The organism is Pseudoduganella buxea, assembly GCF_009720835.1.
Taxonomy (GTDB): domain Bacteria; phylum Pseudomonadota; class Gammaproteobacteria; order Burkholderiales; family Burkholderiaceae_D; genus Rugamonas; species Rugamonas buxea.
The window spans coordinates 46,540-59,389 of sequence record NZ_WNKZ01000016.1; the positions used below are offsets into that span (position 1 = coordinate 46,540).

Annotated in this window: 14 protein-coding genes and 1 tRNA gene; 5 read left to right on the forward strand and 10 right to left on the reverse strand. The window is 64.7% G+C overall.

Features of this window, described 5'->3' with window-relative positions:
• Window positions 1-3 precede the first annotated feature (3 nt).
• Complete coding sequence (locus GM672_RS08250; protein ID WP_155470049.1) at window positions 4-2,319, forward strand: ATP-dependent DNA helicase; 2,316 nt, start codon at window positions 4-6, stop codon at window positions 2,317-2,319.
• 17 nt (window positions 2,320-2,336) lie between these two features.
• Here GM672_RS08250 and GM672_RS08255 read toward each other — a convergent pair whose 3' ends face one another.
• The 7 genes from GM672_RS08255 to GM672_RS08275 form a co-directional block, all read right to left on the reverse strand.
• A complete protein-coding gene (locus GM672_RS08255; protein WP_155470050.1) occupies window positions 2,337-3,062 on the reverse strand; it encodes a LytR/AlgR family response regulator transcription factor in 726 nt (241 codons plus the stop codon).
• An 11-nt stretch (window positions 3,063-3,073) separates the two neighbouring features.
• A complete protein-coding gene (locus tag GM672_RS08260) occupies window positions 3,074-4,132 on the reverse strand; it encodes a sensor histidine kinase (protein ID WP_155470051.1) in 1,059 nt (352 codons plus the stop codon).
• Window positions 4,132-4,878 carry a LiaF transmembrane domain-containing protein gene (locus GM672_RS08265; RefSeq protein WP_155470052.1) on the reverse strand — a complete coding sequence of 249 codons (747 nt, stop codon included), beginning with the start codon at window positions 4,876-4,878 and terminating at the stop codon, window positions 4,132-4,134. Before GM672_RS08265 ends, GM672_RS08260 begins: the two co-directional genes overlap by 1 nt.
• The gene (locus tag GM672_RS08270; RefSeq protein ID WP_155470053.1) at window positions 4,875-5,252 is read right to left on the reverse strand and encodes a LiaF transmembrane domain-containing protein; all 378 of its coding nucleotides are present in this window, start codon (window positions 5,250-5,252) and stop codon (window positions 4,875-4,877) included. The genes GM672_RS08265 and GM672_RS08270 overlap by 4 nt, the downstream gene beginning before the upstream one ends.
• Window positions 5,253-5,454: 202 nt before the next feature.
• Window positions 5,455-5,622 carry a hypothetical protein gene (locus tag GM672_RS28285; RefSeq protein WP_170299981.1) on the reverse strand — a complete coding sequence of 56 codons (168 nt, stop codon included), beginning with the start codon at window positions 5,620-5,622 and terminating at the stop codon, window positions 5,455-5,457.
• Window positions 5,623-5,639: 17 nt separating this feature from the next.
• A complete protein-coding gene (locus GM672_RS28290; protein WP_170299982.1) occupies window positions 5,640-5,801 on the reverse strand; it encodes a hypothetical protein in 162 nt (53 codons plus the stop codon).
• Between the two features lie 319 nt (window positions 5,802-6,120).
• Window positions 6,121-7,002, reverse strand: coding sequence for a LysR family transcriptional regulator (locus GM672_RS08275; protein ID WP_155470054.1), 882 nt, complete (start codon window positions 7,000-7,002; stop codon window positions 6,121-6,123).
• Between the two features lie 345 nt (window positions 7,003-7,347).
• Here GM672_RS08275 and GM672_RS08280 point away from each other — a divergent pair, with 345 nt between their 5' ends.
• The gene (locus GM672_RS08280; RefSeq protein ID WP_155470055.1) at window positions 7,348-7,902 is read left to right on the forward strand and encodes an FxDxF family PEP-CTERM protein; all 555 of its coding nucleotides are present in this window, start codon (window positions 7,348-7,350) and stop codon (window positions 7,900-7,902) included.
• A gap of 349 nt (window positions 7,903-8,251) precedes the next feature.
• Complete coding sequence (locus GM672_RS08285; RefSeq protein ID WP_155470056.1) at window positions 8,252-8,800, forward strand: FxDxF family PEP-CTERM protein; 549 nt, start codon at window positions 8,252-8,254, stop codon at window positions 8,798-8,800.
• 62 nt (window positions 8,801-8,862) lie between these two features.
• Here the strand turns inward: GM672_RS08285 and GM672_RS08290 are convergent, their stop codons facing one another.
• Entirely contained in the window at window positions 8,863-9,663 is an 801-nt protein-coding gene (locus GM672_RS08290; RefSeq protein ID WP_155470071.1) for a formate dehydrogenase accessory sulfurtransferase FdhD, read from the reverse strand.
• 157 nt (window positions 9,664-9,820) lie between these two features.
• Between GM672_RS08290 and GM672_RS08295 the strand changes: the two genes are divergently transcribed.
• Window positions 9,821-10,897 carry a type II asparaginase gene (locus GM672_RS08295; protein ID WP_155470057.1) on the forward strand — a complete coding sequence of 359 codons (1,077 nt, stop codon included), beginning with the start codon at window positions 9,821-9,823 and terminating at the stop codon, window positions 10,895-10,897.
• 97 nt (window positions 10,898-10,994) lie between these two features.
• Here GM672_RS08295 and GM672_RS08300 read toward each other — a convergent pair whose 3' ends face one another.
• Window positions 10,995-11,891, reverse strand: a complete 897-nt coding sequence (locus tag GM672_RS08300) for a LysR family transcriptional regulator ArgP (RefSeq protein WP_155470058.1) — start codon at window positions 11,889-11,891, stop codon at window positions 10,995-10,997.
• 100 nt (window positions 11,892-11,991) lie between these two features.
• Between GM672_RS08300 and GM672_RS08305 the strand changes: the two genes are divergently transcribed.
• Window positions 11,992-12,606: a LysE/ArgO family amino acid transporter gene (locus GM672_RS08305; RefSeq protein ID WP_229417621.1), complete on the forward strand. Its 615-nt coding sequence runs from the start codon at window positions 11,992-11,994 to the stop codon at window positions 12,604-12,606.
• Window positions 12,607-12,706: 100 nt separating this feature from the next.
• Here the strand turns inward: GM672_RS08305 and GM672_RS08310 are convergent.
• A tRNA-Arg gene (locus GM672_RS08310) sits at window positions 12,707-12,783 on the reverse strand.
• Window positions 12,784-12,850: the final 67 nt, after the last annotated feature.

A 12,850-nucleotide genomic window follows, 5' to 3' on the forward strand; every position in this document is an offset into this window, starting at 1 on the left:
GGCATGAGTGCGACCTACACCGTGGCCGTGCGGGCCCTGTGCGAGTTCACCGCCAAGACGGGCGACCTGGACCTGCGCTTCACGCCGTCGCCGACGGCCCAGGAAGGCATCGCCGGGCACACCGTCGTGACAAGCCGGCGCGACGACGACTACGAACGCGAGATCGCGCTGGCCGGGGACCATGGGGCCCTGCACGTGCGCGGCCGCGCGGACGGCTACGACCCGCGCGCCAATCGCCTTGAGGAAATCAAGACCTTCCGGGGCGATCTGGCCCGCATGCCGGCCAACCACCGGGCACTGCACTGGGCCCAGGTCAAGGTCTACGGCCACCTGCTGTGCCAGGCGCGCGGATTGGCTTGCGTCCGCCTGGCGCTGGTGTACTTCGATATCGCCAGCCAGAAGGAAACCGTGCTGGTGGAAGAACACGACGCGCCCGCCTTGCGCGCTGTCTTCGAACGCCAGTGCGATGCCTTCCTGGCCTGGGCCGAACAGGAACTGGCGCACCGCGCCGCGCGCGACGCCGGCCTCAAGGCGCTGCGTTTTCCCCATCCTTCGTTCCGGCCCGGCCAGCGCGAACTGGCCGAAGCCATGTACAAGGCCAGCTCGCGCGCCTGCGCGCTGCTGGCGCAGGCGCCGACGGGCATCGGCAAGAGTATCGGCAGCCTGTTCCCCCTGCTGAAAGCGGGCGCCGAACATGGCCTGGACAAGATCTTCTTCCTGGCCGCGAAGACGTCGGGCCGGCAGATGGCGCTCGACGCTGTCGCCACCATCCGCGCCGCCGCGCCCCTGCTGCCCCTGCGCACCCTGGAGCTGACGGCCAAGTCGAAAGCCTGCGAGTTTCCCGACAACGCCTGCCATGGCGACGCCTGTCCGCTGGCGCGGGGCTTCTACGACCGGCTGCCGCAGGCACGGGCGCTGGCCTTGCAGCAGCCGATGCTGGACCGGGCCGGCGTGCGCGCCGCCGCGCTGGCGCACGACGTCTGCCCCTACTACCTGGGCAGCGAATTGGCACGGTGGGCCGACGTCATCGTGGGCGACTACAACTACTACTTCGATGTCTCGGCGCTGCTGCATTCGCTGACGGTGATGAACGACTGGAAGGTGGCCGCGCTGGTCGACGAGGCCCACAATATGGTGTCGCGCGCGCGCAAGATGTATTCGGCCGAACTGGCGCACGGCAGCCTGCGCGCGCTGCGCAAGACGGCGCCGGCGGCCATGAGGAAGGCGCTGGACCGGGTGCACCGCCAGTGGCTGGCTCTGGAAAAGGACCAGGGCGATACCGACTACCAGGGTTACGCGGAACTGCCGGAAAAATTCATGCACGCGCTGGGGACGGCCACGAGCGAGATCGGCGACTACATGGCCGAGAACCCGGCCTGGTTCGACGCCGACGTGCTCGATTTCTATTTCCAGGGCCTGCACTTCGCGCGCCTGGCCGAGAGCTTCGGCAGCCACTCGCTGTTCGACATCACCATCGAGCGGCGCGGCAGCAAGCCGGACTCCACGCTGTGCCTGCGCAATATCGTGCCGGCGCCGTTCCTCCAGCCGCGCTTCGCCCAGGCCCGTTCGGTGGCACTGTTCTCGGCCACCCTGAGCCCGTGGAACTACTACGCCGACACCCTGGGCATGCCGGCCAACACGGCCTGGGTCGACGTCGACTCGCCGTTCGTGGCGGACCAGCTGGCCGTACACGTGGCAGGTCACATCTCGACGCGCTACCAGCACCGGGAGCGCTCGCTGGCGCCGATCGCGACGCTGATGGCCGAACAGCATGCCCGCGAGCCGGGCAACTACCTGGCCTTCTTTTCCAGCTTCGACTATATGGAAAAGGCCGCCGACCTGTTCGAGCGGGAGCACCCGGGCGTGCCCGTATGGCGCCAGTCGCGGCGGATGGATGAAGGGGCCCGCGCGGCCTTCCTGGAACGCTTCACCGTGGCGAGCCACGGCATCGGCTTCGCCGTGCTGGGCGGCGCCTTCGGCGAAGGGATCGACCTGCCCGGCGCGCGGCTGATCGGGGCCTTCATCGCCACGCTCGGGCTGCCCCAGCTCAATCCCGTCAACGAGCAGATCCGCCAGCGCATGGAGGCCACCTTCGGTGCCGGCTACGACTACACCTATCTCTACCCCGGCCTGCAGAAGGTAGTGCAGGCGGCGGGCCGCGTGATCCGCACCGTCACCGACCGGGGCACCGTGTACCTGATCGACGACCGCTTCGGCCGGCCCGAGATCCAGGCCCTGCTGCCGGCGTGGTGGCGAGTCAAGCCCAGGCCGGCGGCGCTGGCGGCCGGTGTGGCGCATCACAAGTCCGTTGACCGATGAATTCGTGATTCACCACGCTAGCTGACCAGCGCGCGCAGCTTCTGGTAGCCGGCGCGGCTGACGGGAATGCGGCTGCCGTCCTGCAGGATGGCGACGTGGCTGTCGCGCGTGGCCTGCTCGATGCGGGCCACGGCTTCGATATTGACCAGCCAGGAGCGGTGCACGCGGAGGAAGCGCTGGCCGTCGAGCTGGCCCGCCAGTTCCGACAGGGTCTGGTTCTTCAGGTAGCTGCGGCCCTCGGCGCGGATCTCCACGTAGTCGTCCTGGGCCTGCACGCAGGCGATCCGGTCGCAGCCGATCACGTGCACCGTGGCGCCATCGCGGATCACCACCCGGGCCAGCGGCTGCCCCCCGGGGCCCAGGCCCGTCAGCGTTGCCGCCGTGGCCGCACCGCCGGCGCGGGCATTGGCAATGGCCTGGTCGAAACGCTGCTGGCTGAAGGGCTTCAACAGGTAGTCCAGCGCGCGGATCTCGAAGGCGCGGATGGCGTACTGGTCGAAGGCGGTGCAGAAAATGAAGCGCGCGGCGGTGCGCGGGCCTGCCAGCTCGACCACTTCGAAGCCATCCAGTTTCGGCATCTGGATATCGAGCAGCACCACGTCCGGCGCCAGTTCGGCGATGGCCTTGACGGCCTCGAAGCCGTTGGCGCATTCGGCCACCACTTCCACGTCCGGATGGCTGGCCAGGTATTCGCGCACGATGGCGCGGGCCAGGGCTTCGTCGTCGACGATGATGAGTCGCATAGCGGTTCCGTTCAGTCCTGTTCCGTCTGTGCCGGCAGCACGATGTCGACGACATACCGGTCGTCCTCGCGCAGCCGCGCGATCGATGCCTCGTTCGGGTAGGCGCAGGCCAGGCGCTGGCGCACGTTGGCCAGGCCGATGCCGCCGCCCGGTCCGGCGGGGAGCGCCGGATCGACCGCATTGCTGACGGTGATGCGCAGGCGCGCGCCGTCGCGCCACGCCGCCACCAGCAGCAGGCCCCCTTCCGGCAACTGCCCGATGCCGTGCTTGACGGCGTTCTCGACCAGCGGCTGGATGATCATCGGCGGCACCAGGCAGGCCAGCGCGCCCTTCTCCAGCGCTTCCTCGGCCACCAGCCGCTCGCCGTAGCGCACCTTCTCGATGGCGATGAAATGGCGGATCAGCGTCATCTCCTGCTCCAGCGTGACTTTCGGGCGTGCCGCCAGGGCCAGGCTGTGGCGGCAGAAGCTGGCCAGCTGCAGGGTCATGTCGCGCGCGGCACGGGGGTCCTGCGAGGTCAGCGCGCTGATGGAGTTCAGGCTGTTGAACAGGAAGTGCGGGTCGATCTGCATGCGCAGCATGCGCAGTTCCGCTTCCTGCGCCACCAGCTGCGATTCCAGTTCGCGCCGCTGCGCCGTGCGCACCCGCCCCAGTTCCGTGGCCAGGTAGCTGACCGCCGCCAGCAGGCCGTACAGCAGCACGCCCAGCGCAAACAGCAGTGCCACCAGTTCGGGGGTGAGGTCCAGCCCGAGGCCGAAGCCCCGGCACAACTCGTTCCAGCCCTGCAGCACGGCCAGCCACATGAAGCCGGCCAATACGGCTGCCGCCGCCAGCATCAGCACCAGGAGCGCCGGGGCACGCGCACCGATGGGATTGGCGCGGCACAGGTAATGGGCGGAAAAGCCGGCCGCCACGCCGTAGACCAGGGTGGCAGGTATCGTCAACAGCAAGGCCGCCGGCAGCGGCGCCGGCGACAGCGCCGCGCACACCCCGCCGAGGGCGGTGCCGAGGAACAGCCACGCCAGCAAATACAGCAGCGCGCCGCGCCGGTTGGACAACGGCGACTGCATCAGTTACGGATGTCCAGTCCGCCCATGATCACATAGCCGCGTACCAGCAGGCGCTTGCCCGTGTCGCGCGGGTGACGGGACGAATCCTCGAAGCCGCCCACCAGGGGCACGCCCTCGATCTCGACGCTCCAGTCGGCGGGCACCTTCAGGTTGATGCCGCCCATCAGGGCGAATACGTGAAGCACGGCGGCACCCTCGAACGAGGCATCGCGCAGGTCCAGATCGCAGCCGCCCATGATGGCCGTGATCTCGCCGCCCTTGAACTGCTGCGTCGTCATGCGGCGCTTGTAGGCACCCAGGATGGCGGCGGCATTGATGGTGTCCTCGGCCGGCATGGCGCCATCCGTTCCGGCCACGGGCGCCTTGGCCAGCTTGTCGAAGCCGCCGTCGGCCGGCACCTGCCGCGACCGTGCCATGGCCGAGCGCAGCACCAGCACGCCGCCGGCACCGATCATCAGCATCGGCGCCAGCACGTTCCAGCCGATGTCGAGAATGCCCAGGCTGCGCAGCAGCAGCACCACGCCGACCAGGGTCAGCACGCCACCGGCGACGGTGCCGCGCCGGGAATGCGCCTGCTGCATGCGCAGCACGCCGGCGAAAATCAGCAGGATCGGCCACAGGCGTACGCCCATGTCCAGGTCCAGCCAGCCCAGGTTATCGAACAGGAACAGGAAGCCGATGATGATGACGGCGATGCCGATGACGATCTGGCCGCCGGCATGCCTGCCATTGCACTTGGTTTTCATGCCTGTTCCTCCTTGCGGTCCGGGAAATAACGCGCAGCCAACGGTTGCAGCACCATGCACACGCCCGCCACGATGATAAGCAAAGGCCAGCTGTTACGGAAGCTCAGTCCCCACCAGCCTTGAAAGGTGATGTAGAACCAGACGCCGAACAGCACCTGCGACAGGCCGTCGACGAAGCGCCTGGCGGTGGTGGGCGGCAGCAGGTTGTTGATGCCGAAGGCGACCATGACCCAGGGCCAGTGCTGCCAAAGCCTGGACACCGCGGCGGGGTCGTCGCGCTGCGCCAGGTAGGCGATGCCCAGTGCGATCAGGGTCAGGCCCCACAGGATCTGGACACGCAGGCGATGCGCATCGTGTGGTGATTTACAGTCCATCGCTTCCTCCTCGTTTGGATGACTGCACGATACGCCGGCATGGCGCGGTGCGCGACAGCTTTTCGGCCAACGGCGGATCGGCGGCGGCGAACGACGGCGGTGCATCGCCGCAGGCGGCGAATGACGAAGGATCAGGCGGACCGGGACGAAAAAAAAACCCACCCCGCGGACGGGATGGGTTTTCAGCGGTGCGGCGGGCCGGTCAGGCCTGGGCGGCGCGGGCCGACTGGCCCTTCACGTCATTGCGGTACTTGGCCTTGGCGATGGCCTTCTTTTCCGCTTCGAGGGCCAGGTTGGAAGCGCGCATGCGCTTTTTTTCTTCCTGACCACGGTGCTGCGCGATGTCCTTGTTGCCGATACGATTCGTCATATTGTTCTCCTTCTGGTTTAAGTTCTGCCCTGCTGCCTCGCGTCGAACATGACAAGTCCCCAACCGAGCTGCCGGCGGATTTCCTCCGGCGTCGGTGGTGGCTGCATGTCCTGCGTCCTGCGTTCCAGATAGGCGCGTACCGCCTCCTTCGAAGGGTTCAGCGTTTGCGGCGTCGTCATGATGACCTCCCTGTGCATTCTCACAAAAGCCATCATCCAAGCCGCCCCAGGTTCGCCGCCGGGGCGGGACCTGGTCGACACACGAAGTGACGTGGCGCTATCTGGCTTCAATTCTGGTGCCGGCACTCGAGGCGACCGGCTTGCCTGCGGACGAGCGGCGATGCTTGCTTACTTATTGTGTTCGCGGCATCGCGCATCAATCACGCAACGCCATCATATGGGCGCAGCGACGCCACCACCGTGCGGCAGCGTACATAGACGCTGGCGCTTCGTCTCAAGCAGATGTGGGATAAGGCCTACGGGCGGTGACAGCGGGTTGTTACAGTTTGCGCTGCAGGAATTCGAGGAAGCAGCGGATACGCTGGGCCAGTTGCGTGTTGCGGTAGTAGACGGCGTGAATCTGCTGGCGAAAACCCGTATTGAAGCCGGCCAGCAACGGTACCAGCGTGCCGGCGGCGATATCGGCATGCGTCATGAAGTCGGCCAGGCAGACGATGCCCTGCCCGGCCAACGCCAGCTGGCGCAAGGTCTCGCCGCTCGATGCGGCCAGTGCCGGCGCGATTGGCAGGTGATCGCCGTCGGTGTGACGCAGCGGCCACAGGTTGCCCTGCTCATATTGGGCGAAACCAAGCAGGTCGTGGCGCGCCAGGTCCGCCGGCACTTCGGGGCTGCCGCGCCTTGCCAGGTAGTCCGGACTGGCCAGCACGTGCAACGGACTCGAGGACAACGCGCGGGCGTGCAGGGTGGAGTCGTTCAAGGTGCCGATACGGATGGCGATGTCGGTGCGGTGTTCGATCAGGTCGGCGATGCGGTCGTTGCTGGTCAGCTCCAGCCGGATTTCCGGGTACATGGTCCGAAACTCGGCCACGTGCGGCACGACGCAGTGGAGCATGAATGGCGAGGCGGCATCCACGCACAGGCGCCCGGCCGGCTGCTGCCGACGGATGCGGATGCATTCCTCCACCTCTTCGATCGAGGCCAGGATGCGCCGCGCCTTGTCCAGGAAGAGCTGGCCTTCCTCGGTCAGCTCCATGCGGCGCGTCGTGCGCGTCAGGAGCGAGGTCTGCAGCTTTTCCTCCAGACGCGACAGCGCGCGGCTGACGCCGGACGTGGTCTGGCCCAGGTGGATGGCGGCGGCGCTGAGCGATCCGCTGTCGATTACCGTGACAAACGTGTTCAGGTCGTCGGAATTGATGTCCATGGCTGGGCATTGTAAGGGGTGGCAACGCTGGCGCGCCTGCCGCTGATGAGCATGAGCTCATGCATAAAGTGTGGTGTTTTCACCTACAAACTAAAAAATATTTCGCTTGACTTATGTCGACAACTTCATTTCCCTCGGGGGCCAAGAAGCACCGGGCGAGCGAGCCGATGACACATTTCATTGGTGAAGGAAGCACCTATACGCCAAAGTTATATTGACAATGTTAGCAGTTTTTCAAACTGATATTCTCATCAGGCAATGTCATGCCGGGTGCGATGACGGCGCGAGGATTGCTGACGTCAAGCTACTACTTCGTCACAACAAACGAATCAAGGGGTAATACAAATGAAGAAAGCGTTCTTTAGCAAGGTAGCCAGCTCCCTCCTGTTGTCCGCGGGTGTACTCGCCAGTGGCGCGGCACTCGCAGACGAAACCATCACCTTCGACTCGGCGGGCAATGCCGTCTTCGGCCTGACCCACGATACGGCGGGTGATTTCGTCGACACTTACCTGTTCTCGATCGATCCTGCCACGCAGGCGTGGCTGAGTGGTACCGCCGTCACGGGCAAGACCTGGATCGACGGCGCACGCCTGGCCAACTATGGCATTACCGACATCACCTTCTTCTCCGAAGTGGACGGTGTGCGGACCAACCTGGACACGGCGTTCACGAACGGTAACGCAATCGAGTTCTATCCTGTCGATTCCCTGTTGGCCGGTAACTATGGCTTCACCGTGACGGGCAGCACGCTCAATAACGCGTCGGGCGGCTCGTATGCCGGCACCCTGAACGTCGTGGCCGCCCCCATTCCGGAGCCTGCTACGTATGCCATGCTGGGCATCGGTATCGGCCTTTTGGCCTTCTCCGCCCGGGGCAAGACCAACAACAAACTCGGCTGAGCGCCTGGCCGCTCCATCGACCCGCTTCGGCGGGTTTCTTTTTGCGCCTGGCTGTCCCGGCGCCTGATTCGAGCGCCCTGCCGGTGACTATCAACATGGGCGTAATATTTCCGCAATGCAGCAACATTCACGCGCTCCGGCCCATATATGGTTGAGTATGTTGCAAACCACGGTGCCAGCACCGGTGACGGGTCGTCGGGCCGCATGTCATCGCACTGCAACATTATATTGACACTATATCTAGAAGAAATTGTAACAGTAAGCGAACAGAAGCATAGCTGTGTTATGATTTCTTTAAGAAATCGAACAATGTTTCACCCCCACCACTAACAACCTTGAAGGTAAATACATGAAAAAAGCACTCTTCAGCAAAGTAGCCGGTTCCCTCCTGCTGTCCGCCGGCCTGCTGGCCAGCGGCGCTGCCGCTGCCGATGAAACGCTGACTTTCGACGCAGCTGGCAACGCCATCTTCGGCATGACCCACGCTACGGCTGGTTCGTTCGAAGACACGTTCCTGTTCGCTGTTGACACGAACACCCAGGCTTGGCTGAGCGGCACCGCCGTTGTCGGCAAAACCTTCATCAACGGTGCCCGCAGCGCCAACTATTCGATCTCGAACATCACGTTCTTCTCGGAAGTGAACGGCGTCCGCACCAACCTGGACACCGATTTCTCCTCGAACGGCGGCATCGAGTTCTTCCCAGTGGACAGCCTGCTGAGCGGCACCTACGGCTTCACCGTCGCTGGTTCGACGGTCACCGCCGGCGGTTCGTATGCTGGCAACCTGAACGTGGTCACCGCACCAGTTCCAGAGCCATCGACCTACGCGATGCTGGGCCTGGGCCTGGGCCTGCTGGCCTTCACGGCTCGCCGCAAGTCGAACAACAAACTGGGTTAATTCCCGCTTTGTTTGCAAAAACCCGCTTCGGCGGGTTTTTTTTCGCCCCGATCCCGCCTGGATCAGCGCGCGACCACGGCGCTGCCTGGCTCGAAGACGAGCCGCTGCGCGCCCGCCAGCACCAGGAAATGGCGGCCGCTGCAACGCGACAGCAAGGTCATGCCCAGCTTGCGCGCCACCGCATGACCCATCTGCGTCGTACCCGACCGCGACAGCAGGAACGGTATACCCATCTGCGCACCCTTGAAGACCATTTCCGACGTCAGCCGCCCCGTCGTGTAGAACACCTTGTCGCCGCCGTCGACACCGTCGAGCCACATCTGGCCGGCGATGGCATCGACGGCGTTGTGGCGGCCCACGTCTTCCACGAAGCTGAGCAGGTCGCCATCGCTCGAGAACAGCGCGCAGCCGTGCACGGACCCGGCCTGCCGGTACACGGATTGCTGATTGCGCACGGTGTCGATGATGCGATACAGCGTCGACTGCGGCAGGCGCGCGTCTGCCGGCAGCACGATGCGCTCGATATTGTCCATCAGGCCGTCGAACGATGCCGGCGCGGCCGGCCCGCCACCCTTGCCGTCCCGGGTGGTGATGGCCACGGCATTGACGTCCCAGTCCACCTGTACGGCGGCAACCTGTTCCAGCGCCTTCACGAGCCCCTGGTTGCGCAGGTAACCCAGAGCCAGCATTTCCGGCGCGCTGCCCAAGGTCATCACGGTCACCAGTTCCCGGCGGTCGAGGTACAAGGTCAGCGGCCGCTCGGCCGGAATCGTCAGCACGGAAGCGTGGCCGCGTTCGTCCAGCACCGGGACTTCACGGGTCAGCACGGCGCTGGCGCGCGATAACTGGGGGCGGTACGGCATGACGGTTCTTTCGCAAACGGCGGCGCCGGTCAGGGCAAGGAGTTGCATTGTAAGCGCCGCCGGCGAAATGCCGCCACGCCGACGCCGATGGCACTTCTGCATGAGCACGGCTCTGTTATAAGATGCGGGTATTACAACATTTCGATACGGAGAACCCATGCACAAAAAACTTACCGGACGCTGGCTGCTGACGATGGTCAGCCTGCTTGTCGCCGTTGCCGGCGCCCACGCGCAAACGGCCAGGCTGCCCAACGTGACGATCCTGGCGACGGGCGGCACCATTGCCGGCACCGGCGCCACCAGCACGACCACCGTCGGCTATACGGCGGCGACGGTAGGCGTGCAGCAGTTGATCCAGGCCGTGCCGGAGCTGGCCAAGGTGGCCAATGTGAAGGGTGAGCAGGTATTCCAGATCGCCAGCGAAAGCATGACGAACGAGCACTGGCTGACCCTGGGCAAACGGGTCAATGCCTTGCTGGCGCAGAACGACGTGGACGGCATCGTTATCACGCACGGCACCGATACGATGGAAGAAACGGCGTATTTTCTCGACCTGGTCGTAAAGAGCCGCAAGCCGGTAGTATTGGTGGGCGCCATGCGGCCCTCGACCGCGCTGTCGGCTGACGGTCCAATCAATCTGTATAACGCCGCGCTGGTGGCAGGCAGCCAGGAAGCCGTCGGCAAGGGTGTTCTGATTGCATTGAACGACCAGATCCACGCAGCGCGCGATGTGACCAAGACCAATACATCGACCCCCGACAGTTTCAAGACGCCGGAATTGGGCCTGCTCGGCTATATCCAGGGTGGCAAGCCCTTCTTTTATCGCGCCTCGACGCGCAAGCACACGGCCGACTCGGAATTCGATATCGCCAACCTGTCCGCCCTGCCCCAGGTCGATATCGTCTACGGTTATGCCAATATGAATACCGTCGCGCTGGACGCCTTTGTTGCAGCCGGCGCCAAGGGCATTATCCACGCCGGTGTCGGCGACGGCAGCCTGGCGGCGAAAGTGAAACCCGGCCTGGTCGCCGCCCGCAAGAAAGGCACGATTATTGTGCGCGCCAGCCGTGTCGGCCAGGGCATCCTGGCACGCAATGGCGAAGCCAACGACGATGAACTCGATTTTGTCGCGGCCGATACGCTCAGCCCGCAAAAGGCGCGTATCCTGCTGATGCTGGCACTGACGAAAACGACTAACACGAAGGATATCCAGCGGATGTTCTACACGTATTGATTCGCGGTTTGCGACACTGCCTCTAAAAGCCGGCACCCCAACGTGCCGGCTTTTTTCCGGCCCCGTCAAGCCAGCTTCTGGCGCGATCGCGCCGCCTTCAAGCTTGATTGCCGAGCGCCTCCAGAGCGGCGGCGACAATGCGACGGCCCAGGCGTTCCAGTTTGGGCGACTGCACCCGCCATGCATGCCAGTACAGCGGCACGTCGAGATAATCACCCGGACATAAGTCGACCAGTTCGCCGGACTGCAGGGCATCGCCATATTGTTGCGCCGGCAGCATGCCATAGCCGAGTCCCTTCCGGATCGCGCGCACGAACGGATCGCTGGACGGCACATAATGCACGGGATAATTCCCCGGCAATATGCCGAGCCGTCGTTCGATAAAATCCGATTGCAGCTTGTCCTTGCGGTCGAAAAACAGGACCGGTGCCCGAAGCACGGCCTCGCGCTGAAAACCCTGGCCGAACCACCGCGTCGCAAATGCCCTTTCCGCCACCAATCGGTAGCGCATGAATCCGAGCGGCACCACGGTGCAGCCGCGCATCGGCGCCGGCTCGCTCGATACGCCCGCCAACGCCAAACCTTTCTCCAACAGCGAATAGGTAAAGGTCTGGTCGTCCAGAAGAATCTCCACCGTCATATTCTCCTGCTCGAGAAACCCGGCCAATGCCGGCAACAGCCAGGTGGCGAGCGTATCGTTATTGACGGCAATCGCAACGTTGATCGCGGCGGTTTCGCCATTACTGAGTTCGGCACGGAACTCCGCCTCCAGCAGGCGGCTGCGGCGTAAATATTGCAACAGGCGCTGGCCAGCGGACGTGGGCCGGCACGGACGGCTGCGGATCAGCAGCGGGTAGCCCAATTCCATCTCCAGGGCCGCAATCCGCTGGGAGGTCGCCGACGGCGTGATATTCAACTGCACGGCGGCTTGTTCGAAGCTGCCCGTGTCGGCGGCAGCGAGAAAGGCATCGCACTGGCGGGGATCGAAGCGCATTGGAAATTAAGCAGAATTAATGGAAGGTGATCGATATTAACCTAGCTTCATCTATTCTTCCGGCGCATCCACAATAGCGTCTTTCAATGGGGAGGAAACGATGACGACAGCGGCGGTATTTCTCAGCGGCCTGGGCCTTGGCGCCAGCCTGATCATGGCAATCGGCGCGCAGAACGCCCACGTGCTGCGCATGGGCGTCCAGCGCCGGCACGTGCTGCTGACGGTGGCAGCCTGCATCGTCATCGACATCGCCCTGATCGGCCTGGGCGTGGCCGGCGCCGGCGCACTGATTGAAGCATCGCCGTTGCTGATGGCAGTCGCACGCTGGGGCGGCGCCGCCTTCCTGCTGTGGTACGGCCTGCGCTGCTGGGCCCGTCTCGGCGCCGACGCCGGCCTGGCCGGCCCGGCAACCGACGCCCCCGTCAGTGCAGGGGCGGCGTTGGGCACCGTCGTCGCCATGTCGCTGCTCAATCCGCACGTCTACCTGGACACGGTGGTCCTGTTGGGCTCGATCGGCGGCCGCTACCCTGCCGACCAGCGTCCCGCCTTCTCGGCCGGCGCGATGGTGGCCTCGCTGTTGTGGTTCAGCGCGCTGGGATTCGGTGCCAGCCGCTACGCCACGGTGCTGGCCCGGCCGCGCGTGTGGCTGGGGATCGAGGCGTTGACGGGGGCGGTGATGGTGGGGTTGGGGGTGAAGCTGGCGTTTGGGGGGTGATGACGGGGCACCATATGCGCCGGAAACGTGCCCCACGACGCCGGGCCACGTCGCAGGCACTTTCGCAGAGGGAGCGAGAGCGCAAAGTTCGATGGGGTAATGGCCTGCCCAGCTGGGTTCGAACCAGCGACCCTCAGCTTAGAAGGCTGATGCTCTATCCAACTGAGCTATGGGCAGTGTATCGGGAGCGGATGCTCCGCGTTGAGGTGCGACGCTTGCGGCCGGGGGCTGCAGGCGGCTACTG

Bases quoted from the DNA above. Each gene is read 5' to 3' on its own strand.
- GM672_RS08250 (WP_155470049.1), top strand. From the start codon at position 4: ATGAGTGCGACCTACACCGTGGCCGTGCGGGCCCTGTGCGAGTTCACC.
- GM672_RS08255 (WP_155470050.1), bottom strand. From the start codon at position 3,062: ATGCGACTCATCATCGTCGACGACGAAGCCCTGGCCCGCGCCATCGTG.
- GM672_RS08260 (WP_155470051.1), bottom strand. From the start codon at position 4,132: ATGCAGTCGCCGTTGTCCAACCGGCGCGGCGCGCTGCTGTATTTGCTG.
- GM672_RS08265 (WP_155470052.1), bottom strand. From the start codon at position 4,878: ATGAAAACCAAGTGCAATGGCAGGCATGCCGGCGGCCAGATCGTCATC.
- GM672_RS08270 (WP_155470053.1), bottom strand. From the start codon at position 5,252: ATGGACTGTAAATCACCACACGATGCGCATCGCCTGCGTGTCCAGATC.
- GM672_RS28285 (WP_170299981.1), bottom strand. From the start codon at position 5,622: ATGACGAATCGTATCGGCAACAAGGACATCGCGCAGCACCGTGGTCAG.
- GM672_RS28290 (WP_170299982.1), bottom strand. From the start codon at position 5,801: ATGACGACGCCGCAAACGCTGAACCCTTCGAAGGAGGCGGTACGCGCC.
- GM672_RS08275 (WP_155470054.1), bottom strand. From the start codon at position 7,002: ATGGACATCAATTCCGACGACCTGAACACGTTTGTCACGGTAATCGAC.
- GM672_RS08280 (WP_155470055.1), top strand. From the start codon at position 7,348: ATGAAGAAAGCGTTCTTTAGCAAGGTAGCCAGCTCCCTCCTGTTGTCC.
- GM672_RS08285 (WP_155470056.1), top strand. From the start codon at position 8,252: ATGAAAAAAGCACTCTTCAGCAAAGTAGCCGGTTCCCTCCTGCTGTCC.
- GM672_RS08290 (WP_155470071.1), bottom strand. From the start codon at position 9,663: ATGCCGTACCGCCCCCAGTTATCGCGCGCCAGCGCCGTGCTGACCCGT.
- GM672_RS08295 (WP_155470057.1), top strand. From the start codon at position 9,821: ATGCACAAAAAACTTACCGGACGCTGGCTGCTGACGATGGTCAGCCTG.
- GM672_RS08300 (WP_155470058.1), bottom strand. From the start codon at position 11,891: ATGCGCTTCGATCCCCGCCAGTGCGATGCCTTTCTCGCTGCCGCCGAC.
- GM672_RS08305 (WP_229417621.1), top strand. From the start codon at position 11,992: ATGACGACAGCGGCGGTATTTCTCAGCGGCCTGGGCCTTGGCGCCAGC.